A 22467-nucleotide genomic window follows, 5' to 3' on the forward strand; every position below is an offset into this window, starting at 1 on the left:
TCAAAATGAAAAAAATAATATATCTATTCAGTATCATCCTGTTACTTAGTACATGTAATGACGATTTTATGGATCGGCAGCCAAAAACAGAAATTGGAGTAGAACGTTTCTTCAATACCGAAGAAGACCTTAAAATGTATATTTACGGATTATACAATTTCTCCGGACATGGAATGTATGCTGCCGATGGAGGTACGGACAACCAGGCCACAACGTCAGGTAGCGTGGAAATAAAAAACATAATGACAGCCAATAATCCCAGCTCCACAACCATTACCTCGGGGTGGAGCTGGGGAAGGTTGAGGGATATCAATCTTTTTCTGGCAAACGTGGAAAGAGCACAAGTATCGCCTGACGTGAAAGCACATTACGAGGGTATTGCCCGATTCTTCCGTGCCCGATTCTATATGGACAAGGTAAAAAGATATTCCGATGTGCCATGGTACGATAAAGTCATAGAAACAAATGATCAGGAAGCGCTTTTCAAGGGATGCGATTCGCGTGATTTCGTAATCGGGAAAATTTTCGAAGATTATCAATTTGCTGCTGAAAATGTGAAAACCGGTCAACCTTCGGGTGCCATCGATAAATGGGGTGTCCTCGCTTTCTTTTCTCGCGATGCCTTGTACGAAGGGACTTATCGCAAATATCACCCGGAATTGAATCTCGCATCATCCGCCAACATCTATCTACAAATGGCACGCGATGCGGCAAAGCGTGTGATGGACAATGGCCAGTTCTCAATCTACTCCACCGGCAATCCAGACAAAGATTATCTGTCCCTGTTCAGAAGTGGTGATTTAAGTTCGAATCCCGAAATTATTTTGGCCACATTCTACGATCCGAAGGAAGTGAAAGCCGGAACCAGCGAGTGGAACTTCGGGAATTACGAACCATCTCCGGCCAAAGACCTTGTGCAAAACTATCTAATGAACGATGCCACCTTTTATTCCGCGCAACAAGGTTATCAAACCCGGCAGTTTGTGGAAGAATTTAAGAACAGAGATCCACGACTCAGCCAAACATATGCTTATCCCGGATGGGAACTTGTCCAAACTGCTACTTACGTTTCCGGTGCAGGTATCTATGTGCAGCAGTTCAATAAAAATTTCACAGGATACCACTTGATAAAAGGATTTGCAAACAATAGAGAAGCGGATGTCTATAACGATCTGGATTATCCCGTGCTACGCTATGCCGAAGTGCTTCTGAATTACGCCGAGGCAAAAGCCGAACTGAACGAATTTACACAGTCGGATGTTGAGATCTCACTCAATCTGCTCCGCAGAAGAGTTGCGATGCCGGATTTTAATATGAATCCTACGGTTGATCCTTTATCGGCTGCAAAATTCGGAAATATCTCCGCCCTTTTGCACGAAATAAGGAGAGAACGACGTGTTGAACTGGCTTTTGAGGGATTCCGCTTTGACGACCTCATGCGGTGGCATGCCGGAAAAGTACTGGAAAAAGTGCCGGAAGGATTATATTTCCCTTCGCTTGGCAAGTTCGATTTAAATGGCGATGGGGTGGAAGATGCATATCTGATTCCCTCATCTCAATCTATTCCAGCAGATGCAGATAAGGAGGTAAACAGCAAAGGCGTGAAACTCGTTTATTATAGAACGGGAGGTATTGATGACAGTAATGCAACGGTATATCTCGCAAATAGTACTTCGGGAAATATTGTTGCGGCAAAAGATATGGGAATTTTTGTAGAGCCCCAGTTCTATTATCGACCCATACCCATTCAGCAGATCACGCTCAATCCGGCATTAGGTCCCCAACTTTTTGGATGGAAATAAAATAAGTAAGGATGAAAGAGTGATACCTCCCTTATTTAAAGATATTCATCTTCTCATTATAGACAGGGCTTTCAATATGTAAGAAATTCAAGACACTATGAAACACATAGTTCTGACACAATATCTCATCGGTTTTGAGTTCTTTTGAGCCCTCGGACACCCAAACGATGAACGGAATTTCATATTGCTCCTTGGGCGCAATGCTCATCGGTAACCCATGCATATAAATATCCTTTTCACCTAACGATTCGCCGTGGTCGGAAATATAAATCATCGCACTTTTATACTCACTTAACTGTTTCAAATCTTCAATTATATTGTACAGGATATAATCAGTATATACAATCGTGTTGTCATACGCATTGAACAGTTCTTCCCTGGAACACTCTGCCGGTTCTACTCTATTGCAGACAGGTTTAAATATTTCAAACCGGGGCGGATACTTCTTACTATAGATAGGGCCATGACTAATACTGGTGTGTAATATGATCAATACTTTATTCCTTTTACTCGCCAATATCTGCTCTTTTAATCCGGTCAAAAGAATTTCATCGTAATTGCATCCCCCTCCTTTGCAATATTTCATTAGAGAATTCCGGGTCTGATACTTTTCAATATGAATGGGTGGTTCTCCAGTATTGGTGGTTCTCCAAACAACTTCCACATTGTTCCTGTACAAGTAATTAGGTAAGATTTCATATAAATCATCGGTATCGTCATGCCTTAAAATACATTTCAGGGTTGCAGTGGTATAAGTATTACAGGAAGTCGCGGGAAAATGGGACAGATTCGGTACTTGCGACAGCAACGGATTGGTGTTTTTTCCGTAACCATACAGGGAGAAATTCTGCTTTCTTGCAGATTCACCTATCACCAGGACTACAACCGCTTTTTCATCGTCTTTTATAGTAGCATCCGGCAATAGGATTTCTTTTTTATCGCTTCGGTGCTTGTGACTGTAAAATTGGCATGTACTTATGGTATAAGACCATGGCGCCATAAGACCTTGTAATTGCTTATAATTTTTGTGGAACCAGGGCAAACTGTTCGCGTTGGCAATGACCAGCAAACCGATAAACAATAAGGTAAGCGAAGAAGTGACTAAAAAATGCTTCCATGTATCTTTTTTTATTTTCGTTCTAATGATGTAAATGGAGGGGATGACCCCGAGCAGGAAGATATACAATATCAGTGTAAAAGAGAGAAAAACGCTGGTCTCTTCATAAGTGGTATTGAATACACTACCAACTACGTTTTCATCTATGATGACATGGTAAGTATTGATAAAGTAGACTGCAGCCGCACTGATAAGAAAGGATAGTACCAGTAAAAATTTTCCAAGATAACGGGAAAGAAAAAGCATCAGATAGAAAACAAAAGCATTGACAAGCAATACCGCAATTATCAAGCTAATAATAAGAACAATGCCGATAAAACTTTTATAATCAGCGTTGTTTAATACAAAGCCAAAAAATGGAAAATGAAAGAACACGAGATTCAGAAGACTCACTAACAAAGCAAAATGGGTGATCTGTAAGTTACTTGTGAAAATTTTCCGATGGATATTCTTTAAAATTTCTGGCATATACATGAATGATTGAATATTTCCGGCTGCAAAAATACCCAAAAGTTCCGAAATAACAGTGATATCATTACCGGAGCAGGAACAACAAAGAAAGCTTTCATAACAATCTTTATTTATTTTCTGAAATAAATCTCCTTTTTCACATATACCAATGTGTCATTCTCCCTAAGTTCTTTTTTGAGATAATCAAGATCAAGATAATTGACTTTTGCCGCAGCTATTAGATGACGGGACTGAACTAATACATCATAGGAGAATATTTTGAATCCATTTTCGGTCATTTCCCCCTGTACAGTGGAGTGCCTTTCTACCTCCGGTCCTGTGATCACGACACCTTTTTGTTCTGCGTAAAGAAAGAGTATAATTATTATCGTTATTATGGGAGAGTCGGCAGATTTGAGACAAAAGTGATATGTTTGTAGACGAAAACACGTTTTGTAGGGTATTCTATTTTGTACCTTTGACACCAATATATCATAAGATGAATCCTAAGGTGAAGTACTGCTACACTGGCTGTGATAATACTATTGATAAAATTACCCGACAAACCAATAATTTCAAATAAAAACAAATGACTGACAAATTAGCCGCCACTTCTGTTGCTAACAAACGAATAGAAGTAGCCGATGTTCTCCGTGGAGTTGCTGTATTAGGAATAACTTTGATCCATTTTATTGAACGCTTCAGCCTCTACAGTTATCCAGAAGTGACCAACACTTTTCTGCAATTTACGGATAAAATAATTTGGGACAGTCTGTTTTTCACCTTTGCCGGAAAAGCCTATTGTATTTTCGCACTCCTCTTCGGATTCAGTTTTTTTATCCAGGATAATTCACAGAAGCAAAAAGAGCGTGATTTCAGAGGACGTTTTGCATGGCGCCTAGTATTATTACTTGGTTTTGCCATCATCAATTCAACGCTTTTTCCCGGAGAAATACTCGTTTTATATGCTTTGGTGGGATATGTCCTGATTGCAGTATGCAGGTTATCAACCCGCTCCGTATTGTGGATTGCCACTATCCTACTGCTTCAACCCATCGAGATAGGCAAGATTATATATGCATTTATCAATCCCGGTTATATTCCCGGTCCACCGATCGATGCGCCCTATTGGGATATCGTCAATATAGCCCAGCGAGAAGGATCATTCCTCGAAATGAGTAAAACAGCTATATGGACAGGAAATGTGGCCAATATGGGATGGATGGTTTTGCATGGCCGTCTGTTACAAACCATAGCACTGTTTTTGATCGGGATGGTTATCGGGAGAAGTAAGACCTTGCTTTATTCGGAGAAGAACCTCAAGTTATGGTTCAACGTGCTGATCATCTCATTGGTAGCATTCTTCCCCCTCCACGGCTTAAACACGATGTTGCCCGATTTCATTGGTCGGGAAGCACTTCTTACCCCGACTTCGCTTATAGTCAAATCACTCGCCAATGTCGCTTTTACAGGAATCCTGTTCTCCGGGATCATCCTTGTCTATTATCTGACGCACTTTGGAAATATTCTTCAACGACTGGCTCCGTATGGCCGCATGAGCCTCACCAATTATCTTTCACAGTCGCTGATAGGTGCATTCCTCTTCTATAATTGGGGACTCGGCCTTTACAGGCACACGGGAATTACTATCTGCTTTTTGATGGGGGTAACAGTCGTCCTTATTCAGCTTATCGTTAGTCGGTGGTGGATGCGTTCTCATAACCACGGACCGTTAGAATGGTTATGGAAGAAAGCGACCTGGATCGGAGCAAAAAAGTAACAACTGGGAATATCTTTTGAAGAAACAATTTTTTCCAAATGAATAAGGAACACGACAAATAATAATAACAAAACATATACACTCTTTTTCATCCTGATTTCGAGATATATCCCCTTTGCCGATATCAACAAAATTTCACGAAATACTGCAGGTTCATATCCCACAAACATGGCCCGTAAATCGTGACGTCCGACAGGAATATTGTGCATTGTGAACTCGCCTTTATCACATTGATTGCAACGCCTGTTTGCGGCAAATCCAAAAGTATGACCGACACCTTTTTAGTTGTATACATTCCAAATTTTTACGTAACGATAAAAAGAGAGCAATCAATAAAAATCAAAAAAATTCAGGAAAAATTTGCGAAACTGAAAAGTTGCATATATATTTGCAATCGATTGGTTTCTTAAAGTGAATATTATGAGAAGAGATATTTTCCAGGCTATTGCAGATCCGACAAGACGGGCAATCATCACCCTGATTGCGCTACAGGCGATGACACCCAACGCCATTGCCGAATACTTCGACATAAGCCGGCAGGCGATATCCAAACATCTACGGATTTTGACAGAGTGCGAACTGATACAGCATGAGCAGAAAGGCAGGGAAATCTATTACCAACTTGAAATAGAGAAAATGAAAGAAATAGATAAATGGCTGGAGCAGTTCCGCAAGATTTGGGAAGCCCGCTTCGACCAGCTCGACAATTTATTAGTAACATTTAAAAATCAGCAAAAATGAACAACAATCTTTTATTCGATTTTTCCGTTAATAAGGAAAACCACACCATTCACATACGACGTGAATTTGATTCCAATCTTGCATTGGTATGGAAAGCGTGGACAACAGCCGAATTGCTCGACCAATGGTGGGGACCGAAACCCTGGAGAGCAGAAACCAAAACAATGGATTTTCGCGAAGGCGGATTCTGGCATTACGCCATGATAAGTCCCGAAGGGGAGAGACACTGGAGCAAAGCTTCTTACATTATTATAAAAAAAGAAAAGTCATTTACTGCAAAAGACGGATTTTGTGATGAAAACGGGATAATGAACCCGGCATTCCCTCAAAATTTATGGGAAAACAACTTTATTCCGAAAGAAGACAGAGTACAGGTCGATATGATACTCACTTTCGATACACATGCCGATCTTGAAACAACTATCGAAATGGGCTTTAAAGAGGGTATGACAATGGGATTAGAACAGTTGGACGAATTACTGTCATCTTTACAAAAATAAGTTGTCATATTTTCTGCGATAAAACAAAATGAATACAATTCTGTAAAATCGGTTATGAGGACCTCGGGTTTCTTTGTAATCAGACTATTTGCTATATGCCTGGCATCCATTCTGGCAACGGGCAATGTTATGGCTCAACCAGGGGAAGTAAGTGCAAATGGAATAACCATTGCTTATGAATCTTTTGGTGATCCCTTTGATGAAACGATTATTATGATTCAGGGAACAGGAGCTACAATGTTGCATTATCCAGTTGAGCTATGTGAAAAACTGGCAGCTGACAGATTTCATGTAATCCGGTTTGACAACCGTGATATCGATCCCATAGTACCCCTTGCAGCAGGCTAGGAAGTGGCATCCACAATTCCAAATGCGGAACTATGCATCATAGAAGGAATGGGACATGATATTTCTTTACAATTTGTACCCGGGATTGTAGATTGCATTACTAAAATTGCATCCGAATCACAGAAGTTGAGACAAGAATAGAAATATGGAAAAATAACTTTAATAAAATTCGAATGAACACAACAGAATTATCCTTTCTGATATTATCCCTTTTTATGATTCATGAATTTGAAGAAATCATAACTGTGAGAAATTGGATTCAAAAAAATGGATCCGACAAGAAATTGACAAACGAAATGTTTATCAAAGGGAGAAAACATTATCAGTCCACCGAAACCATCAGTATAATGATCATGGAAGAATTCGCATTGGCATCAATCATACTTTTCATTGCCATAAAACTTCAAATAACGGAAATGGCTGTCGGGCTCTTTGTCGCATACACGCTTCATCTGTTCGGACATATATTTCAATGTATAAAGTTCGGAAAATGGACGCCCGGAAGCAGAACAGCATTGATAACAATACTGCCCATTTTTTATATATTCTACCTGACATTTGTAAACAATAACCTGAATGCAACGAATACGGCAATCTGGAGTTTAGTCTTTTTAATAGCGTTACTACTCAATCTGCGACTGATGTTCCATTATGCCGACAAAATAGAACATTGGAGAAAAAACTATTTATAAAACTTTATTGAAAATGAAAACGAAAAAACTATCCAGTTTTTCATGCTTATTCTCAATCAAAAACGAACTGGTCTAAAAACCTGTCGTCAGAACATTCGGATTTACACTTTATCCCTATTCCGTGATTATTCAATATTCTTTTTAACTGCTCGTTGATTGAGTCCATATAGATCAGTTTAATACTCTTATCTCTGACTAAACTCGAAAACTGGCCATATTCGCTGCTATCTATCTTGAGATTCTCATAGCCAACCACTTTTTCATTTTCTATCTTGAAGATATTCACATCGGAACCGGTCTCTATGTCTTTCATCAACCGTCCCTTCTTGGTTAGGATTGCGATAATTTTTTTCATGATCTTTCGTTTTTTAATTGTTTCTACCCGGCCTTGTTGGCAAAATATATCCTCACGGTTTTATAGCCGGCATTGTAAATCACTTTTGCATATTGCACATCAAACATCGAATACTTATGGATATTCTCTGGCTCGATCAATATGTCACAAAGAGGTTTGTCCGCTCCGGTATTTGAATTGAGTATACAGTGAAACGATTTCTCGGCCACTCCCTTGAAAGAGTCCTTGTATTTGTCCATGTAAATCGGATTAAGACTGATGCCGATAATTTCTTCGCATTGATCCCTTATGATGGACGCCGGCAGATTCTTCAACAACCCTCCATCCACATATTGTCGCCCGGCTACCACTGTAGGACTAAATATGATGGGTATGGAGCAGGATGCCGCCAGTGGAGCCAGTAGTGGTCCTTCATGGAAATCATGGCAGACTCCTCTCTCAAAATCCGTCGCCGTAACATGTAAGGTAATACGTAGATCCTCGAAGGTTCTGGCACGTAGATGCTTTTTCAGAAACTCGATCATCTTATTTGTATTAAATAATCCAGCACGCGATATCGAAAATCCGGTAAATTCCCTGACCGACCTGTGACTGAATATCTCCAATATTTCTTCCGGCATATATCCGTCGGCCAGAAAAGCTCCGGCCAATGCTCCCGCACTTGTCCCGGAAATGATATCCGGCACGATTCCTTTTTCCAGAAGAGCCTGTATAGCTCCCAGATGAGCAAAACCTCTTGCTCCGCCACCACTTAAGACAAATCCCAGATTGTAAGTAGACCTATTATTCGTTGCTTTCATAGTTGTGAATATTATCTTTTTATGTTGTACTCTAAAAGAAATCAAAAAGACTGCAGCCTTAATTGATCAAGAAGTGAAGCCTGTTCTGCAAATTGACTTCCGCCATGCCGCCATCTACATCGAGATAAAGCAGGTTCATATCGGGATAGAATTTCTTCAACCGGTTCTCGATTCCCTTTGCCACGATATGATTGGCGATACAGCCGAATGGTTGGACGCATACTACCCGGTTGATACCATTGTGGGCATAACAGGCGACTTCCGCCGCTACCGACCAGCCCTCACCGAACTGGTTGGAGAGGTCGAGTATCTGCGATGCATATTCGGCCTTGGTATAGACCGATTCGGAAGGTGCGTAGAAACGATACTTTTCCATGATCTTCTCCACTTTCGTGATCCTGTCGTTCATATATTTCCATAATATGGGCTTCACGTAATGCTTCAGCATGCTGCCCCGCTTCACGCCATTCTGCAGGTTGACTTCGGAATTGACAAAATATTGCATCGCGAAATCAATCAGCGGAGGTGTCACCACTTCCATATTCTTGGAGCGCAGCCATTCGGTGATATGGGCCTGACCGTAGTTATTGTATTTCACATATATCTCTCCGATCAGCCCGACCTTCGTGAACTCATGCTGATGGATAGCGATCTGGTTGAAATCGGCGACCGCCTGTCCCAGCAAGGAAAGTAAATCCTTGTGATTATTCATCCTGATGGCTTCAATCCCCATTTCCACATAGAAATCGAACACGTTCTGGGTCTCCCCTTTCCTCTTTTCCCGGATGATGGTCGAGCTGTACATCTGCTGCAAGGCATCGGCATAGAGCAGGGTGTAGATAAGGATATTGATAATTTTCAAGACAGGGGCTTTAAAAGCTTTCTGTTCATTTTGGAATACACCTCCTGTAGCCACGACTACCACCGGGATATGGGAAAAACCGGCCGTTTCCATACCCATCTTGATCTGCGCCAAATAATTGGTAGCCCTACACTGTCCTCCCGTCTGGGTGATGGCGACTACCACATCATCCAGATCATAGTTCCCCGATTGCAAGGCAGTGATAATATCTCCCAGTACCAGCGTGGACGGATAACAGACTTCACTATGACCATATACCAATCCCGCTTCGGCAGATATTTTATTGGTTTTGGGAAGATTGACGATCTTATAGCCTGCCAACTCACCGATTGTGGGGATAAAGGGAGAGACAAAATCGGCAAACCAGGGGGCCAATATCGTCTTTTTCCTGTCTTCCTTCTTGTAGGTGGTCTTGTAGCCCTCAAACGGTTTTATCTCTTTTTCAGCCTGTGGGACTATCACTTTCAGCGATTCGATGAGCGAACGCATCCGCAAACGGATCGAACCCGGACTGGCTATCTCGTCGATACGCAATACCGTATGGTTCTTTCCGGACTGCTTGAGGATCTCGCGGGTTTCGTCCATAAAGAACGAATCGGGTCCGCAGCCGAAGGAATTCAATTGCACCAGTTGCACATTGGCAGGAAGCTTGGCCACTTCCATAGCCGCTTGTATCACACGGTTGGGATAAGACCACTGCGACACGATATTCAACTTGCCGAACCCTTTGCTTTTCGGATGACGGAAGATATCGTCGGTAAATACCTCTACACCCATATCTGAAAGGATCTGGCCGACTTTCTGGTGTACTAGCGGGTCTGCATGATAAGGTCTGCCGGCAACCACAAACACCAGCTTATTCTCCCCGACAGCCTTATCAAACAGAACCCTTTGATTGTCTCTCAATATCTTTTTCATATTCTCACGTTCCTGCAGCGCATTCTTAAAGGCACTATTGAACACCGCCTTAGATACTCCTAACGATGATACATATCCATAACAAGCTTTTTCCAATGCTTCGTCGTTGCTGAAGGTAATCACCGGTTTATCGAAATGAATTCCGAACCTTTCCTCCGGTTTCATCGCGCTGCGGATCACGTCGGGATAACCGCTGACAACGGGACAGTTGAATGAATTATTGGAGGATTGGAACTCTTTTTCTTCCTTGAGTATCGTCGGATAAAAAATACGGTCTACTTTCTGTTCTGCCAGTGCGATAATATGACCATGTACCAGTTTTGCCGGGAAACAGATATTGTCGGACATCACACTGCCCACCCCTTTTTGGTACATCTTGGTGGTCGATTCGGGAGAAAGCACCACTTCAAAACCACATTCAGCCAGCAACGTGTGCCAGAACGGGTAATTCTCGAACATATTCAGTACACGGGGAATACCGATTCTGGTTCGGTCGGAAGCCGCCCCGTTTATACCCATATTCACATTACCGTTTGTATTATTCTCAGCTCGCCCCTTCAATTCCTTATTAACATTCTTAAAGTTCCGGTCTCTACTCCCCGCAAAACCACTATCCACATTTCTGCCTTCAATCCTCTCAATATCTATCCCTATACTGCTATCCACAAACCACTTAACATCCCGATCCACATCCCGCTCAAAAAGCACCTTATTTTTCCAGTCAAAAGCATTATATCCTTTTTCAGGTGCTGTCGCCTTATTAAAAAATATCTTCTCACACTTATTTCCGGCATAACAGATATTACCGTTGTCAAACTTGAATCGGAGAATGGAACAGGTATTGTTGCACCCCTTGCATTGCATCTCCCTTGTATTGATATGATCGATATCGGGCAATGACGCAATTCCCGTGAATGTAGCCTGTCTGCCATTGATCATCCACATCTTCTTCGCATACAAGGCAGCACCCAACGCCCCCATCAGTTCAGGACAATCGGTAGAGCTGACCGACTTGCCGAATAATAGCTCCAAAGCACGGTAGACCGCATCATTACGGAATGTTCCGCCCTGTACGACGATATGTTCTCCCAGCAGATTCAGATTGGATATTTTAAGCACCTTGAAAAGACAGTTTTTTACCACGGAATAGGCCAATCCGCCGGCGATATCACCCAAAGCGGCATTCTCCCGAAGGGATTGCTTCACTTTAGAGTTCATAAAGACGGTACAGCGTGATCCCAGATCGCTCGGGTATTCGGCGAGACAGGCCGCCTCCGTAAATTGAGGCAAAGACATATTCATAGTGGAGGCAAAATTTTGGAGGAACGATCCGCAACCTGCGGAGCAGGCTTCGTTCAGTTCCACATTCGAAATCACTCCGTCACGGATAAAGATCGATTTCATATCCTGTCCACCGATATCCAGCACGAACGACACTTCCGGGTCTGCATATTGTGCCCCAGAGAGGTGAGCCATCGTCTCCACAATCCCATAATCAAGGTTCAAAGCCGACCGAATCAGGTCTTCACCGTATCCGGTTGCGACAGAAGAGAGAAACCTGATCACCACCTCTTTCTCTTTTGCTTCCTCGAAAAACTTCTGAAGTCCTTCCTTGACTTTCTTCAACGGATTTCCCTGATTGGTATCGTAGAAGGAAAACAGCACATCCCCTTCCTTATTGATGATCAATATCTTTGTGGTGGTCGATCCGGAATCGATACCCAGAAAGCACTCGATAGATTTTTTATCGCCTAACCGGGCACGCTTCAACGGCTTCATCTTCCGGTTATCTTTCCATAGTTGGTATTCCTCTTTACCGGTAAACAACGCCGGCAATACATCTTTCCGCACAGATCCTTTTGCCTGTAGTTTCAGGATCAGTTCACTCAAATCCTGAGCGACCTGCTCCTGTTGATTGTGCAGGGCAGTCCCCCATGCCGAAAAATATTCACTATTGGTGGGCAGGATCAAATCCGACTCATCAATCTTCATCAGTTCTATAAAGGCATTTCGCAAAGCAGGTGTAAAAGTAAGGGGACCACCAATGCAGAGTATTTTGGGTTGTATCTCATGTCCTTTTGCCAAGGTGGTCATACTTTGTACGGCTACCGCCTGCAATATCGACATCGATATATCCGGTACAGGGATATTGCGTGATATCAGGTTCTGCACATCGGTCTTGGCAAAAACACCACAACGGGATGCTACAGGATAAATTTTTTCGTAGGACAATGCCTGCTTCCCGAGTTCTTCCACGGATATATTCATCAAGTCCGCCATCTGGTCGATAAAGGCTCCCGTCCCTCCGGCACAGCTTCCATTCATACGGATATCGGGCTGTTTTTCATCCTGAAAGAAAACCATCTTTGCATCCTCACCTCCCAAGTCGATCATGGTATGGGTATCGGGATGTTCCTTTTTGATCACTTCGATGGATGCCACGACCTCCTGTACGAATGGTATACCTGTCCGTTCCGATATCCCCATTCCGGCAGAACCGGTAATGCCGATCGTAAATTTCCGGTCAGGAAAACGAGTGATAATATTATTCAACTCCTCGATCAATATCTTGTTGAAGTCGGCCTTATGACGCCTGTAAATCTTGTAGATAATCTTATTGAGACAATCCAACACGATTACTTTCAGCGTAGTGGAACCTATATCGATCCCAACTTTACAGATATTATTCGCTTTCATATTGATATATATTAAATTTTAAACAAGTGTTTAAATTATGGGTAAAAAAAATATTCTAATTAGAAGGTAAAAATCCATCCTTATAGAAATATTTCCTGAACCTATTTTAAACAATCGTTTAAAATAGAGATAAAAAAATTAGGGCCGCAAGGCACTCTTTACAAAGTCGATTACATGTTGCTTATGCTCCTTCAGAATTGTATTGTATTCGGCTCCTGATTTTTTTGCTATCCTGGTAGCAAACCCGCCGAAAATAAACGGGAACAGACAGAGGGACAATATATCCAGTCCAAAATCGATGACAGGGATATTCTTGATCGTACCCTTGGCAATTTCCTCTTCCATCTTCTCGGCAAGCTTATTGAATATCTTCTGGGGATTCTTCTTGATAAGTTTATCCGCCAGTGCATCCGGACCATGATTTATCTCATTCAGGATAAACATGGGTATCTGGGGATATTTAGGCAACATCTCATAATAGGTGTTGATCCAATTTTCGACTATCTCGAAAAAAGGCATATCCGAACTCAAAGTAGCGAAGACCCGTTTCACCAGGATTTCAAACGCCTCATCAAAGATTATCTCGAAGAGGTTGGCCTTCGAATTGAAATAGTACTTTACATGGGCCACATTAGCGCCGGAAGCGGCAGCGATGTCGCGAATGCTTGTCCCCTCATAGCCGTTCGCAATAAACAATTCCCGTGCAGCATTGAGAATCCTGTCACTTACATCCGATGTCGAGTATCTTCTTGCCATATCCTTTCAATTATTAATGCTACAAATTTAAACGGTCGTTTAAATTCAGCAAAACATTTGGAGTTAATTAAGGTTAAGATAGAATTTCGCGCTGTATTCTACAAATATCACATTATCGACTTCCTTTTGATCAATAAATAGCTATCTTTGGTTTTTAGATATATAGTATTCTAATGACCAACAACATGCGCAATGAATAAAGTACCCATCATAAGAAAAGGATCTATAAAACCCTATTGGAGCAACGGATGTGGAGGAGGTTTGATAATTGGTATCTGGTTTTTCTTATTATCATTAATCAGCAACAGTGTCTTGACTTCACTATATTTTGGTGTGGCTACATGGATAGGAGGAGTAGTTATCTGGATTGGTCTCGGATTTACAAGTGAAGAGTATTATACACGGAAGAAGAAAATAAAAAGCCTGACCTCGGATAAATATGCTTTTCTTGACCAGCATAATTTCACGATGCATGAGGATTTGTATTTTGAAGGCATTTACAAGGGGTTCTTTTTTCGAGTGTTGCCGACGACCGAATGGATACCTCAAAAAAAAGGTCGTGCAATAAAAATTGAATATATCGTGATTGAAGCATTTTACACCTATGATGCTGACACGGTTGATAATGACCGGGAAGAAAAGATGTGTGGGGTTTATTTTATAGGGCATGTAAGTTTCGCCAATCATTGTGCCGGATTATACCTAAATGACTGTGATAATCCTGATTTCAAAGAAAATTTTGACGGTCTGATTAATATATTTAAAAGAGAAAAACTCGATCCTCTAATGAAAGATGATTGGGAAAGTACATATGGAGCAAAACTGAAAAAAATCGAAGAAGAGAAGGAAGAGGCAAGAACAAAACAGATTATCAAGATCGGGAAAATACTGAAGGTTACATATCGCAAACCGGATGAGAAAATCAATTAATCGGGGAAAAAGTTTCAACCAACCTGACAATTTATTAGTAACATGTAAAAATCGAAAACGTTATTGAAAAAGAGATTACCCAATTCTCACTGGATGTTCCCGATAAGAACCACCTATCCATAGCCAAACTTAACAATTGAAGATGACGCCCACGGCAATATTTTCTCCTAAACAAGATATTCTATAGTTTATTTTTCAATTGCTTTCCTAATATTGTAAGACGATATTTTTGCAAACTGCTGTTCGGTTTTTCAGGAATGGTCATTTCGATAAATCCTTGCTCTAAAGCCGGCTTGAGATAATTAGCTCGAAAATTCTCCCTATGGGAAAGGCCTAACTTATTTTGGATCTCCTTCCTGTCCATTTCGCTATTTAAAACTCTAATAAGCTCGGTGACTTGCTCGGTGACTTGCTCGGTAACTTGCTCGGTAACTTGCTCGGTGATTTGCTCTGAAGCCGGAAAAGACATGCGTATAAAGTTATCCAGAAAGCGGAAACACTCCCTACCGTATGACTGCAAAATACGAGGCACGCCTGATCCAAGATGTTCTACCAATTCCAAGTCTTTGAAAATACGCATAATCTCCTTGTTGCGAGGCATGGAAACACCTTCAAAGAAATCTTCCTCAGACAAACCGTCAGGTAATCCTCCATACGAGGTAATTTCAATACGGTCATCAAAAAACTCAACTTTTGGTGGTACTTCTCTTGTATAATCGTTATGGACGCAAGCGTTGATAATTGCTTCACGTAACGCAATCATATCCCAAAGGCGTGTTTCCATACGTTCTTTCGGTGTTATCTTGGCAAAAGTTTTGTTTTCCAGCTCTACTTTATCCAAAATCTGTTTAGTGGCTTTCACTAAAGAACAATAACCATATTCATAATTTTCGGATAGATTGACACGATCTTTGCCATTATATTTGGCAACTTTCATCGACATTCCATTTACATCTGCCATCAGATATGCAACGTAATTGAATTTTTCTTCATCAGTCAAAAGTTCCAAGTTTTTGGCAAATTGACTGTTTAGCGTTTTTCCAACTGCTTCATAATAGATTTTCAACTGCTCAAATGAAAGATCCTGACGTGGTGACTGGATTCTGCCCAACGAATTGCGGACACGTTTCGAGAAAAGATATTCTATTTGTTTTGTCGGCATAGGTTCAGACGCACTTCCAATACGGATGTAACATCCTTTTTCTGACATCCCTTGTTTCTTTGTATAGTAAGGCTTTTCTACACCGCTCGCAAGAGTAATTTTAATCACGTCTTTTGAATCGATATTCTTTACCGCTACATCAAATAGCCCCATGCAAGAAGGCATAATATTATTTTTCAGTCGATCTTTGATTTTGAGCATATCGCCATCGATATCAGGAATACCGACAACATTTCCCTTTTTGTCAATTCCGATATAAATAACACCACCTTCTTTATAATTCAGAAAAGCAATTGCTTCTTTTTCTAAATCATCAGTAAGTTGCCGTTTGTATTCTATGCGGTTGGTTTCGGGAGTCATTTCGATATTAACGTCGATGTAAGAAAAGTAGATAAAAAATGGGAAAATAGCGGAAAAATTAGTATTTTTAAATCGTTGAAAATAAAAAATATCACTCATAATTCCGCTATGATTTCCAGCCATAAAGTTACAGAATTTTATTTTATAATTGACGAGTTTTCAAAGATTTTGACACCCTGATCAGGGACTACTCGCCGCAAGAGGTAAGAACAGGATAGTAATAGCGACAATCCTGCCAATTCCATATCATAATCTAATAATCACGCCTAATATTTAGATTAAGAATATTTTATCTCTATCCTCCAAGGAAGAGATAAAGAAAAATTTGCAAAACCGAGCAGTTGCATATATATTTACAACCGATCAGTTGCGCAAGATTTGGAAAATCCGTTTCGACCAACTCGACAATTTATTAATAACACTTTAAAAATCAGCAGCAATGAACAGGAATCTTTTATTTGACTTTTCCGTGAATAGGGAAAACAATACCATTCACATACGACGTGAATTTGATGCCAGCCTTGAGCTGGTCTGGAAGGCGTGGACCACTGCCGAGTTACTCGACCAGTGGTGGGGTCCGAAACCGTGGAGGGCAGAAACGAAGACAATGGATTTCCGTGAAGACGGATTCTGGTTTTATGCGATGGTCGGTCCCGAAGGCGAAAGACACTGGAGCAAAGCCTCGTATATCTCCATTGAAAAAGAAAAATCATTCACGGCAAAAGATGGATTTTGTGATGAGAACGGGATAATGAATCCGGCATTCCCCCAGAATTTATGGGAAAACATCTTCATTCCAAAAGAAAGCAGCGTGCAGGTCGATATGATACTTACCTTCGATACGCTCGCCGATCTCGAAACAAACATCGAAATGGGATTCAAAGAGGGTATGACAATGGGGTTAGACCAGTTGGACGAATTATTAGCAACATTAGGATAAGTCAATTTTTATTGCGGAACTCGATGGGAGTCTGGCCGGTTTTATTCTTGAATAACCGACTAAAATATTGAGGATAATCAAATCCGAGAGAAAAAGCTATCTCATTGACGGATAAAATCGGGATGAAATGTGAGCATCCAACCCCATCTGCCGCCGTTTTCCGCTTTCTTGTCCCATGAATGAATCTGTCCCGGCGAGAAAAAGCTGATTGTTCCTTTCTTGAAATCATAATCACGCCAACCATATCTTGCACTACAGGTTGATCCGTCCTTGATCGTAATCGAATACAAATTGAGTAGCACCGGACTGCTGATGGGAACATAGTCCTTTACATTTGCCAAATGGCAGATGCTTATCAGCGGATGATTGGCCGAGGGACAGCCAAACCGTTCGGTATATTCCTCGACAGTGTTTATTTTTATTATCTTGTCGGATTTTATCATGCGAATATTTTATCTGCTTGCCATAACAAAAATAGACCAAATTCTATGATTTGCACTATTCATTGAGCGATTATAACACGTCTGGCAAATGAATTTCCTTTATAAATACCTCTCGATAACTTTACTACTGTAATCCCAAACTTTCTGTTCGTTCTCAACCGAATAATACTTCTCACTGGGTTTTTCCTCTCCTTTCAGTCCGTAGTATATACCGGTAACACCCTCCAGTTCGGGAGAAACCGCAGCCCTGATACTCGGAGCGGCTCCGGCTTCAACCGAGTTCATCATCACTTTCCATAAGAAATAAATGATTTTCGTGCCCAAGGCGCCCGTCGATTCACGTCCAAGGCTCGTCTGCGCAGAACCGGGATGGACGGTGTAGAAGGCAATATTATTGACACCTGCCTTTTTCATTTCCGACACAAAATGACGCATTATCCAGATTACATACAACTTCGATAAACCATAGGCTTTGGCCATAGAATAGTTTTCTTTCAATTCGATATCATCCAGATCGGGTTTACCCCCCATCTTATGGGCTGCAGATGCGACTGTAACCACACGTGCTGAAGCGCTCTTCCTAAGCAAATCCAACAGGAGGGTGGTCAATAGGTGTGGCGCAAAGACGTTGATCACCATCGTTTTCTCATGTCCCTCGACTGTAGTTTCCCTCTTATTGGTAAACTGTGCTCCCGCATTATTGATAAGCACGTCCAGATAACCGTATTTTTGCTTGATCCTGTCGGCAAACGTCTTTACTTCGGCAAGCGACAGGAAATCGGCTGTCAGATAATCGACCTTCTCATTGCCTGATTCCGCCTTCACTTCTTCATAGGCCGATTTTGTCTTCTCGGGATTACGACCGTGCATAATGATCGTATGCCCTTACTTTGCCAGTGCCTTGGCAGTTTCTTTCCCGATACCATCCGAGGCTCCGGTGATAAGAATAATTTTACTTTCCATATTATTGTCAATTGATTCATGGGCAAAAGTACATGACAATAGCAGACCGTTCACTACACAAAACGGGGATTATACTACACAAAACGAAGTGTTTGGTAGTGGTATATATTAAAGCCCGGATGGGTGATGTCAAATCGGAAAAGGAAAGGGAACTTGATGAAGAAAGCAATGTGCAAAAAATGCACATTGCAGATTCTGACAAGCCTGTGAAAATATATAACCTTGATGATCAACTCAGCAGCCAGTCAATAACATTCAATTTTGGTGGTAAGCAGTAGTTCTTTACCCTTAATACCGTAATGTGGAGTAGGGTACAGAATGTAGGATTTAGTCAAAAAACCATTTCTTATTGACGAAAATTGTGAATTTGATCATATTTCGTCATTAACAACTACGTAAAATGAAATATTTGACTAGTACATAGCAAAGCAGAGGTAAATATAGAGGCTCTCGTTTTTATACGGAAATTTTTTCTACTGATTCTTTGATGAGTGATTTTACTTCATCCCAAGAAACGGGAATATACATCTTAGGCATGGGATCATTTTCAGCATCAGTAAAGTAAACTAAACTTCGGATTACATTGTAAATGGAATTAGTATTGTATTTTGTCATGTAGAATCCCAACATCTCGTTCAAGGAAAAATGTTGTAACAGGAAATACATGTCGATAAAGTCTTTTTTGGTTCCTCTATTGGTGATGGCTGCAAGTTTCATAGCGGCAATATCTCTCAGTCGAGACAACTTTATTCCATCATCTTCTAATGGTTCTTCCAGCCATTCGTAAGGATAGTTTACGATATCGACTTTTACCCCTTCTATTTCAAAAACGTGGATGGATTTCGTATTTTGTAAGGAATTAACTGTAAGCCCCTCGTCACCAAACGCATCCAAAAAATCAATATGCGAATTTTGGAATTCACCAAAGAGATCAAGGTCTACGGAATTCCTATGCCCCAATTGCAATGCAAGGGCAGTTCCCCCGACCAGCCTCGAAGTTTGTAACAAGGGCATTTGTTGTAGCTGTTTCAGAAGTGCCAGAGTTTGTCTTTCGACTGTAAATATTCGTAGCATCGGAATTGATTTTCAGGAATACGGGATACTGTCGATATAAATGCTAATGATTTTGGGAAGAGGCTTCTTAACCCTTTGGCGATGGAAGCGATTTGCTCCAACCCGTAATAGTCAAGTATGGCTTTCCAATCATCCCACTGTCCATAATCAAGTACACGGTTGACAATAAAACTTTTGTGCTGCTCCATATCCAGATCATCAGGATTTACGTCCCAAAACAGATTGGAAGAAAAGAGAGGTACATTATTTTTATTGTTCTTTTCCATTTTCATTGGAAGTGCCTGGGCGCCAATTTTCGTTTTTACTTGCTCAAAATTAAGAAAAATAATTCGTACTGCAAAGAAGGATAAGTAATATGGAAAGATTCAGGGGAATTGTATTGTCATCCACAAACAGAGTTTTCTGCAAGTTCTTTCAGTCTTTTATTCATTTCATTAAACCCATTTTCTGTTTTCTGTGGATTGAACAGCCATACGAAAACACCTCTAAATATCTCACTTTGAATAAAAGTGACTGTACCATTCCCATTGTCAATCAATTCAAATTTATGCTCACCATCAAACAGGCCATCAATGAGCACCTTACCTAACCAACTCAACTCTTTGTTGTCTATCTTGGTCAATATGGTTGGCTTGAAGATCATTTCTTTCCCATCAGGCGGTTTGATATTGGCTTTGATTTTACTTCCTTCTTCCAATTTACCTTTTATGGATACTATAAATGGGTTCCAGTTTGGATACTCTTCAAAATCCCTCAAGATTGCCCATATCTTTTCGGGAGATGCTTCAATAAGAATTTCAGTTTTGATTTCTTTTGTCATAACCTTTGGATTGTTTTCTATTTGATTGAACATCACAAAGGTCTATCTTATTTGGCGATATCGACTTGATAAAAATCAAGAATTTATAAAAACTGATTTTTTCTTATCCGGCTAAAAGTTTCCGGTGTCATGCCAAGCATTGAGGCAATATACTGCAATGGAACTTGATTGAACAGCTCCTTGTTGTTCTCGAAGAAAAAGTGGTATCGCTCTTCGGCCGACATGGAAAGATGACTAAGAACCCGTTCTTCAAGCGTGATAAAACAGTGGATGATAAACATTTTTTCCAGTTCGGCCCATTGGGGAATTGTGTTGATGATTTCTTTGTAGTCCCTCTTGTTTATCGTATAAATTTCGGTATCGGTCAAGGCCTGAATTGTCCAACGGGCAGGTTTGTCGAAGATAAAACTCGACAGGTCTGTAACAAAATAGCCTTTGGTTGAAATCCATTGAGTAACCTCCTTACTCTCCGTTTCAATGAAAATCCGTAGAAAACCCGATTGTACAAAACTCAACCTCTCGCATTTCTTATTTGTTTGGAGGAAATAATCGCCCTTCTTCAAAGTTTCCGGCCTGAACAGGGACGTAATCGACTTTAATTCATCAGGCTCTATTATCCCAAAGTGAGATTTTATACTTAACTCAAGTTCTGTCATTTTGTGCACCTTTTGAAGCGGCTCTTATTAAAACGAATATCCATAGCCATTCAATTATACTTGTTCAAAAATACAAAAGAACTTCTTCTTATATACAATAATGTCGTTAAAATCTACTGTCTCTTCCTTGTTTCCCCTACGACAAAGACAATAAGCAGTCTTTGTCCAAATAAGTCTCACTTCCTTGGATGTTTGGCTCGCATTTGCCCCTGGGTATATGTATGTCCATTCCGGATATCTTCTTGTGAACGGACTACAGCATCACGCAGTGCTTCGGGAGAATAACCTTCCATGATAGGCAGTTCAAGCTTTTGAAGCAAATTCTCGATCTGTTGTAAGGATGCTTCATCCTCAATAGCAAGAATTCGTCGTAGAATACCCATTCGTTTAGCTTCTAATTCTATCGTAGTCATTACGTTTATAATTAATCTGTCCATCACAAAGATATGGAACATAGTGGAAAAGACAAAAAACGACCCTATCTATTGCCTTCAGGCAACACACTCGAGCACATTCCCTATTTACACCATACATTGCTAATTTCAGCGAATAAAATTAATTATCAAAACATTGTTTCCTAAATAAGAAACTTTTATCTTCGCATAAAAATGACGCTAAATAAAAAATTACAAGTTTAGGGTTCAGTTTTTAGAAGAGGTCAAGGATTTTTTGGACCAACTCGAAGAGAAACCAAGAGATAAGATCCTTTACAATATCTGGAAAGCTCGGAGCATAAATGATAAAGAGTTTTTTAAGAAATTGGAAGGTGAAATCTGGGAGTTCCGAACAAAATTCAACAAAACCTACTACCGTCTTTTTGCATTTTGGGATAAGACAGATAAAGAAGATACACTGATAATTTCAACGCATGGATTGATTAAAAAGAGCGATAAAATCCCGAAAAGTGAAATCGAGAAAGCGGAACTATTGAGAGAGAAATATTTTAATGAAAAGAAACAAAGAAATGAAAACATATAGTTTAGAAGAATTAACCGATCAATATATCGGCAAAAAAGGCACAAAAAAACGTGACAAATTCGAGAACGAACTTCGTCTCGACCTGTTAGGGCAAGCAATTAAAGAAGCAAGGCAAGAACGCAACCTCACACAGGAAGAATTGGGTGAACTGGTAGGTGTGAAGAAAGCCCAAATATCCAAGATTGAGAACAGTACAACAGATGCCAGATTCACAACCATCCTAAAAGTGTTCGAAGCTTTAGGGGCAAGAGTAAGCTTTAACGTTGAACTGGATAACAAGAAAATAGCCTATTAACACTACCATCGTTGAAGCAACAGACAGA

At 40.7% G+C, this 22467-nt stretch carries 26 protein-coding genes; 11 read left to right on the forward strand and 15 right to left on the reverse strand.

Annotated elements, in window-relative coordinates; all coding sequences use genetic code 11:
• The first annotated feature begins 5 nt into the window (after positions 1–5).
• The gene (locus VB073_RS05140) at positions 6–1802 is read left to right on the forward strand and encodes a RagB/SusD family nutrient uptake outer membrane protein (RefSeq protein ID WP_323403071.1); all 1797 of its coding nucleotides are present in this window, start codon (positions 6–8) and stop codon (positions 1800–1802) included.
• Positions 1803–1833: 31 nt separating this feature from the next.
• Here VB073_RS05140 and eptA read toward each other — a convergent pair whose 3' ends face one another.
• Together eptA and VB073_RS05150 are read right to left on the reverse strand one after the other, a co-directional pair.
• Positions 1834–3387 carry a phosphoethanolamine--lipid A transferase EptA gene (gene eptA, locus VB073_RS05145; RefSeq protein ID WP_323403072.1) on the reverse strand — a complete coding sequence of 518 codons (1554 nt, stop codon included), beginning with the start codon at positions 3385–3387 and terminating at the stop codon, positions 1834–1836.
• Between the two features lie 113 nt (positions 3388–3500).
• Positions 3501–3716 carry a hypothetical protein gene (locus VB073_RS05150; protein WP_323403073.1) on the reverse strand — a complete coding sequence of 72 codons (216 nt, stop codon included), beginning with the start codon at positions 3714–3716 and terminating at the stop codon, positions 3501–3503.
• A gap of 242 nt (positions 3717–3958) precedes the next feature.
• Here VB073_RS05150 and VB073_RS05155 point away from each other — a divergent pair, with 242 nt between their 5' ends.
• The 5 genes from VB073_RS05155 to VB073_RS05175 all read left to right on the forward strand — a co-directional run bounded on the left by VB073_RS05155 (position 3959) and on the right by VB073_RS05175 (position 7430).
• The gene (locus VB073_RS05155; RefSeq protein ID WP_323403074.1) at positions 3959–5149 is read left to right on the forward strand and encodes a DUF418 domain-containing protein; all 1191 of its coding nucleotides are present in this window, start codon (positions 3959–3961) and stop codon (positions 5147–5149) included.
• 420 nt (positions 5150–5569) lie between these two features.
• Positions 5570–5890, forward strand: coding sequence for a metalloregulator ArsR/SmtB family transcription factor (locus tag VB073_RS05160; protein WP_323403075.1), 321 nt, complete (start codon positions 5570–5572; stop codon positions 5888–5890).
• Positions 5887–6390 carry an SRPBCC domain-containing protein gene (locus VB073_RS05165; RefSeq protein ID WP_323403076.1) on the forward strand — a complete coding sequence of 168 codons (504 nt, stop codon included), beginning with the start codon at positions 5887–5889 and terminating at the stop codon, positions 6388–6390. Before VB073_RS05160 ends, VB073_RS05165 begins: the two co-directional genes overlap by 4 nt.
• Before the next feature lie 54 nt (positions 6391–6444).
• Positions 6445–6738 carry a hypothetical protein gene (locus tag VB073_RS05170; RefSeq protein WP_323403077.1) on the forward strand — a complete coding sequence of 98 codons (294 nt, stop codon included), beginning with the start codon at positions 6445–6447 and terminating at the stop codon, positions 6736–6738.
• Positions 6739–6911: 173 nt separating this feature from the next.
• Positions 6912–7430 (forward strand): HXXEE domain-containing protein, encoded by a 519-nt coding sequence (locus VB073_RS05175; RefSeq protein ID WP_323403078.1) that lies wholly within the window; start codon positions 6912–6914, stop codon positions 7428–7430.
• Between the two features lie 52 nt (positions 7431–7482).
• On the opposite strand, the gene VB073_RS05180 is transcribed toward VB073_RS05175, so the two are convergent.
• The 4 genes from VB073_RS05180 to VB073_RS05195 form a co-directional block, all read right to left on the reverse strand.
• Positions 7483–7785, reverse strand: a complete 303-nt coding sequence (locus VB073_RS05180; RefSeq protein WP_323403079.1) for a hypothetical protein — start codon at positions 7783–7785, stop codon at positions 7483–7485.
• A 23-nt stretch (positions 7786–7808) separates the two neighbouring features.
• Positions 7809–8585 (reverse strand): patatin-like phospholipase family protein, encoded by a 777-nt coding sequence (locus tag VB073_RS05185; RefSeq protein ID WP_323403080.1) that lies wholly within the window; start codon positions 8583–8585, stop codon positions 7809–7811.
• A 58-nt stretch (positions 8586–8643) separates the two neighbouring features.
• Positions 8644–13062 (reverse strand): acyl-CoA dehydratase activase-related protein, encoded by a 4419-nt coding sequence (locus VB073_RS05190; RefSeq protein WP_323403081.1) that lies wholly within the window; start codon positions 13060–13062, stop codon positions 8644–8646.
• Between the two features lie 138 nt (positions 13063–13200).
• Positions 13201–13818 carry a TetR/AcrR family transcriptional regulator gene (locus tag VB073_RS05195; protein ID WP_323403082.1) on the reverse strand — a complete coding sequence of 206 codons (618 nt, stop codon included), beginning with the start codon at positions 13816–13818 and terminating at the stop codon, positions 13201–13203.
• Between the two features lie 192 nt (positions 13819–14010).
• Between VB073_RS05195 and VB073_RS05200 the strand changes: the two genes are divergently transcribed.
• Complete coding sequence (locus VB073_RS05200) at positions 14011–14748, forward strand: hypothetical protein (protein WP_323403083.1); 738 nt, start codon at positions 14011–14013, stop codon at positions 14746–14748.
• 181 nt (positions 14749–14929) lie between these two features.
• On the opposite strand, the gene VB073_RS05205 is transcribed toward VB073_RS05200, so the two are convergent.
• Entirely contained in the window at positions 14930–16270 is a 1341-nt protein-coding gene (locus VB073_RS05205) for a Fic family protein (protein ID WP_416349504.1), read from the reverse strand.
• A 439-nt stretch (positions 16271–16709) separates the two neighbouring features.
• Between VB073_RS05205 and VB073_RS05210 the strand changes: the two genes are divergently transcribed.
• Positions 16710–17210 (forward strand): SRPBCC domain-containing protein, encoded by a 501-nt coding sequence (locus VB073_RS05210; protein WP_323403085.1) that lies wholly within the window; start codon positions 16710–16712, stop codon positions 17208–17210.
• A 1-nt stretch (position 17211) separates the two neighbouring features.
• Here VB073_RS05210 and VB073_RS05215 read toward each other — a convergent pair whose 3' ends face one another.
• From VB073_RS05215 to VB073_RS05225, 3 genes are all read right to left on the reverse strand, one after another.
• Positions 17212–17391, reverse strand: coding sequence for a helix-turn-helix domain-containing protein (locus VB073_RS05215; RefSeq protein WP_323403191.1), 180 nt, complete (start codon positions 17389–17391; stop codon positions 17212–17214).
• A complete protein-coding gene (locus VB073_RS05220) occupies positions 17312–17653 on the reverse strand; it encodes a hypothetical protein (RefSeq protein ID WP_323403196.1) in 342 nt (113 codons plus the stop codon). The genes VB073_RS05215 and VB073_RS05220 overlap by 80 nt, the downstream gene beginning before the upstream one ends.
• Positions 17654–17752: 99 nt before the next feature.
• Positions 17753–18529, reverse strand: coding sequence for an SDR family NAD(P)-dependent oxidoreductase (locus VB073_RS05225; protein ID WP_323403192.1), 777 nt, complete (start codon positions 18527–18529; stop codon positions 17753–17755).
• 119 nt (positions 18530–18648) lie between these two features.
• On the opposite strand from VB073_RS05225, the gene VB073_RS05230 reads away from it, so the two are divergent.
• Positions 18649–18894, forward strand: a complete 246-nt coding sequence (locus VB073_RS05230; RefSeq protein ID WP_323403086.1) for a hypothetical protein — start codon at positions 18649–18651, stop codon at positions 18892–18894.
• 178 nt (positions 18895–19072) lie between these two features.
• On the opposite strand, the gene VB073_RS05235 is transcribed toward VB073_RS05230, so the two are convergent.
• The 5 genes from VB073_RS05235 to VB073_RS05255 form a co-directional block, all read right to left on the reverse strand.
• Positions 19073–19690: a nucleotidyl transferase AbiEii/AbiGii toxin family protein gene (locus VB073_RS05235; RefSeq protein ID WP_323403087.1), complete on the reverse strand. Its 618-nt coding sequence runs from the start codon at positions 19688–19690 to the stop codon at positions 19073–19075.
• Complete coding sequence (locus tag VB073_RS05240; RefSeq protein ID WP_323403088.1) at positions 19645–19956, reverse strand: DUF6922 domain-containing protein; 312 nt, start codon at positions 19954–19956, stop codon at positions 19645–19647. Before VB073_RS05240 ends, VB073_RS05235 begins: the two co-directional genes overlap by 46 nt.
• 116 nt (positions 19957–20072) lie before the next feature.
• Positions 20073–20543, reverse strand: a complete 471-nt coding sequence (locus VB073_RS05245; RefSeq protein ID WP_323403193.1) for an SRPBCC domain-containing protein — start codon at positions 20541–20543, stop codon at positions 20073–20075.
• A 50-nt stretch (positions 20544–20593) separates the two neighbouring features.
• Complete coding sequence (locus tag VB073_RS05250; protein ID WP_323403089.1) at positions 20594–21166, reverse strand: Crp/Fnr family transcriptional regulator; 573 nt, start codon at positions 21164–21166, stop codon at positions 20594–20596.
• A gap of 176 nt (positions 21167–21342) precedes the next feature.
• Positions 21343–21579 (reverse strand): hypothetical protein, encoded by a 237-nt coding sequence (locus tag VB073_RS05255; RefSeq protein WP_323403090.1) that lies wholly within the window; start codon positions 21577–21579, stop codon positions 21343–21345.
• A gap of 256 nt (positions 21580–21835) precedes the next feature.
• On the opposite strand from VB073_RS05255, the gene VB073_RS05260 reads away from it, so the two are divergent.
• Complete coding sequence (locus VB073_RS05260) at positions 21836–22144, forward strand: type II toxin-antitoxin system RelE/ParE family toxin (RefSeq protein WP_323403091.1); 309 nt, start codon at positions 21836–21838, stop codon at positions 22142–22144.
• Positions 22131–22439, forward strand: coding sequence for a helix-turn-helix transcriptional regulator (locus VB073_RS05265; protein WP_323403092.1), 309 nt, complete (start codon positions 22131–22133; stop codon positions 22437–22439). The genes VB073_RS05260 and VB073_RS05265 overlap by 14 nt, the downstream gene beginning before the upstream one ends.
• Positions 22440–22467 lie beyond the last annotated feature (28 nt).

This window comes from Proteiniphilum sp., from assembly GCF_034927365.1.
GTDB lineage: Bacteria > Bacteroidota > Bacteroidia > Bacteroidales > Dysgonomonadaceae > Proteiniphilum.